Below are 3,567 nucleotides of genomic sequence, written 5' to 3'. Positions count from 1 at the left end.
ACCACCATCCCCGCTGCTTCGCTCCCCTTCCCCCCCCCCCTCCATGCCCTGGACACCCCCCCCCCCCCCCCCTCCCCCCCCCCCCCGGGGCCCTTTGCCTTTCCTTGGGTTGACGGTCTGTCATCCACTCGTTTATCTCTTTACCTATGGAACTAGATAAAGGTGCTGACCAGCCCTCTCCGATCGAGTTCCGCCTGGACCCGGCCTCCGGTGTCCCGACCTACCTGCAGCTCGTGCAGCAGGTCGAACAGGCGCTGCGGATGGGCTGGTTGACCGAGGGGGACCGGCTGCCCCGGGTGCGCGAGGTGGTCGCCGCGCTGGCGATCAACCCCAACACCGTGCTCAAGGCCTACCGGGAGCTGGAGCACCGCGGCCTGGCGGTCGGCCGACGCGGCCAGGGCACCTTCGTGCGCGGGCTGCCGGCCGGAGTGGTGCCGCTGCGCGAACGGGCCGCGCTGCGGCGGGGGTTGCTGGACTGGATGCGCTCGGCGCGGGCCGCCGGGCTGGACGAAGGGGGGATGGTCGCGGTGTTCGAGGACGCGCTGCGCGACCTGCGCGAGGGCCGGGACGGGGTGGTGGCGTGAGTGCCGCGGACACCGTGATCGACTGCGGCGGGATCGGCAAGCGCTACCGCCGCTCCTGGGCGCTGCGGGACTGCCATCTGGCCGTCCCGGCCGGGCACGTGGTCGCCCTGGTCGGCCCGAACGGCGCCGGCAAGACCACCCTGCTCAGCCTGGCGGCCGGGCTGACCCTGCCGAGCGAGGGCGCGATGACCGTTCTCGGCGACCAACTCCCCGGCTCGCCCCGGGCCCTGGACCGGATCGGCTTCGTCGCCCAGAACGCCGCGCTCTACCCCGGTCTGCCCGTGCGCGACCTGCTCGCGATGGGCCGTCATCTCAACCGCCGCTGGGACGACACCCGGGCGCGCGCCCACCTGGACGGCCTCGGCATCCCGATGGACCGCAGGTACGGCCGGCTCTCCGGCGGCCAGCAGGCCCAGGTCTCGCTCGCCCTGGCGCTCGCCAAGCGGCCCGAACTCCTGCTCCTGGACGAGCCCTTGGCCGCGCTCGACCCACTCGCCCGGCACGACTTCATGGCCGTGCTGCTGACCGCGGTGGCCGAGGACGGCCTCTCGGTGCTGTTCTCCTCGCACGCCGTCAACGAGCTGGAGCAGAGCTGCGACTACCTGGTGGTGCTGGCCGGCGGCCGGGTCCAGGTGTCCGGGGAGGTGGACGACCTGCTCGGCGGCCACCGGATGCTCACCGGCCCCACCGCGGAGGCCGACGCCGTCGCCGAGCGGCTGCCGGTGGTCCGCGACCGCCGGGCCGGCGTCCAGTCCCACCTGCTGGTGCGCACCGGCGGCGTGGACGCGCCGGTCTCCACCGGCTGGCGCCAACAGCGCGTCGGCCTGGAGGAGTTGGTGCTCTCCTACCTGCGTGAGCCGACCGCCTCCGCCCTGCCCGGCCCGCGCGGGGCCGTCCGTACGAACCAGAAGGTACTGTCGTGAGCTCGACCACCCTCGCCCCGCCCCGCTCCGCCGTGCTGCGGGCCGCCGGGCTGCGCCACCGGCCGGCGCTGCTGACCCTGCTCACGGTGATGGGCGTGATCTCCCTCGCCCTGCTGCTGCACGGCTGGTACGTCCACAACGGTCTGGACCGTAGCGGCGCGGCCTCCTGCGATCCGACGACCGACGCCTGCACGGCCAGGTTCAAGCAGTTCCGGCGGCAGTACGGCAACGGCATGCTGGAGCTCGACACCGTGTTCTACGTCCTGGGCGGCGCCTTCGGAGCCTTCCTCGGCGGCCCGCTGCTGGCAAGGGAGTTCGAGCACGGCACGGTCCGCTTCGCCTGGACCCAGGGGGCCGGGCGGAGCCGCTGGACGGTGGGCGGCCTGCTCGTGGTCGGCGCCGTGCTGACCGCCGTGTCGGCGCTGTTCGGACTGCTGCTGCGCTGGTGGAGCGAGCCGCTGATGCTCATGAGCGGGGGGTTCGGTCCGGAGGTCTTCGGGCACGCGCCGCCGGTGATGGTGGGGCGGGTGCTGGTGGCTTTCGGGGCCGCGGCGCTGGCCGGCGCGGTGCTGCGTCGCACGGTGGTCGCGGTGGGTCTCGGCCTGGCGGCCTCGGTCGCGCTGCTGTTCCTCGCCGACGCCGTGCGCTCCCACTACCTGGCTCCCCTGGAGGAGCCCATGCACACGCTGAACTCCCTGGCGCTGGACGATCGCTGGGTGCTGAACACGTGGTTCTCCGACCCGGCCGGGCACCGGATCTCCGCGGACGACTTCTACAAGCTCGGGGACTCGGGCGCCCAGTGGCAGTCCCTGCTGCGCGACGGCGGCTACACCGCGCACCAGGTGTACCAACCGGCGGACCGGTTCTGGCCGTTCCAGTGGATCGAGTTCGGCTGGACGGTCCTGCTCGCGGTGGCGCTGTGCGCGGCGGCGGTCTGGTGGGTGCGCCGGCGGGCGGTCTGACCTGCACGGCTCCGGATTGGTTGAAGTGTTTTCGTCAAAACCCTTGCGGGGGCGGCGGTTCTGGGCGTTTCCTTCTCGTTAGGAAGCTTTCCTAACCGAACGAGGAATCGGAGCGTCCCATGCGTCCTCAGTCCCGTCGCGTCCTCCACATAGCCCTCGCCGCCGCCCTGGTGGCCGCGCCCCTCACCGTCGCGGCCGCCTCGGCCGCCCAGGCCGCCCCCGCTGCCGCGAGCTCCGCCCAGCTCAAGGGCGTCGGCCTCGACGACCCGCACAAGAAGGACATCGCGATGCAGCTGGTGTCCAGCGCGGAGAACTCCTCGCTGGACTGGAAGGCCCAGTACAAGTACATCGAGGACATCGGTGACGGCCGCGGCTACACCGCCGGCATCATCGGCTTCTGTTCCGGCACCGGCGACATGCTGGAGCTGGTCCAGCACTACACCGACCTCAAGCCCGGCAACGTCCTCGCCAAGTACCTGCCCGCGTTGAAGAAGGTCAACGGCAGCGACTCGCACTCCGGCCTCGGCGACGCCTTCGTCCGGGACTGGGCCGCCGCGGCCAAGGACCAGACCTTCCAGCAGGCCCAGAACGACGAGCGCGACCGGGTGTACTTCAACCCCGCGGTCAACCAGGCCAAGGCCGACGGCCTGCGCGCGCTCGGTCAGTTCGCCTACTACGACGCCATCGTGATGCACGGCCCCGGCAACAGCTCCGACAGCTTCGGCGGCATCCGCGCGGCCGCGATGAAGAAGGCGAAGACGCCCGCCCAGGGCGGCGACGAGGCCACCTACCTCAAGGCCTTCCTGGACGCCCGCAAGGTGGTCATGAAGAAGGAGGCCGCGCACTCCGACACCAGCCGGGTCGACACCGAGCAGTCGGTCTTCCTCAACGCCAAGAACTTCGACCTCAACCCGCCGCTCAAGTGGAAGGTCTACGGCGACAGCTACAGCATCAACAGCTGACGCCCGGGCCGACGCCGCCGGCGCGGATCGTCGGACAGCTGGAAAGGGGCGGGGGGGGGGGGGGGGGAGGGGGGGGGGGGGGGGGTGGGGGGGGGGGGGGGGGGGGGGGGGGGGGGGGGGGGGGGGGGGGGAGGGG

General features: G+C 72.4%; 4 protein-coding genes. All 4 read left to right on the top strand.

Annotation, left to right across the window (positions count from 1 at the left end; all coding sequences use genetic code 11):
* Nucleotides 1-146: 146 nt before the first annotated feature.
* The gene (locus tag ACZ4W5_RS19995) at nt 147-584 is read left to right on the top strand and encodes a GntR family transcriptional regulator (RefSeq protein WP_465655895.1); all 438 of its coding nucleotides are present in this window, start codon (nt 147-149) and stop codon (nt 582-584) included.
* A complete protein-coding gene (locus ACZ4W5_RS19990) occupies nt 581-1,507 on the top strand; it encodes an ATP-binding cassette domain-containing protein (protein ID WP_465655894.1) in 927 nt (308 codons plus the stop codon). Before ACZ4W5_RS19995 ends, ACZ4W5_RS19990 begins: the two co-directional genes overlap by 4 nt.
* On the top strand, nt 1,504-2,469 hold the full coding sequence (locus tag ACZ4W5_RS19985) for an ABC transporter permease subunit (RefSeq protein ID WP_360230209.1): 966 nt from the start codon (nt 1,504-1,506) through the stop codon (nt 2,467-2,469). Before ACZ4W5_RS19990 ends, ACZ4W5_RS19985 begins: the two co-directional genes overlap by 4 nt.
* A 119-nt stretch (nt 2,470-2,588) precedes the next feature.
* On the top strand, nt 2,589-3,431 hold the full coding sequence (locus ACZ4W5_RS19980) for a chitosanase (protein WP_465655892.1): 843 nt from the start codon (nt 2,589-2,591) through the stop codon (nt 3,429-3,431).
* The last annotated feature ends 136 nt before the right edge of the window (nt 3,432-3,567 follow it).

Source organism: Kitasatospora sp. NPDC029367 (assembly GCF_055569135.1).
This window is presented reverse-complemented; position numbering and strand designations above follow the sequence as displayed.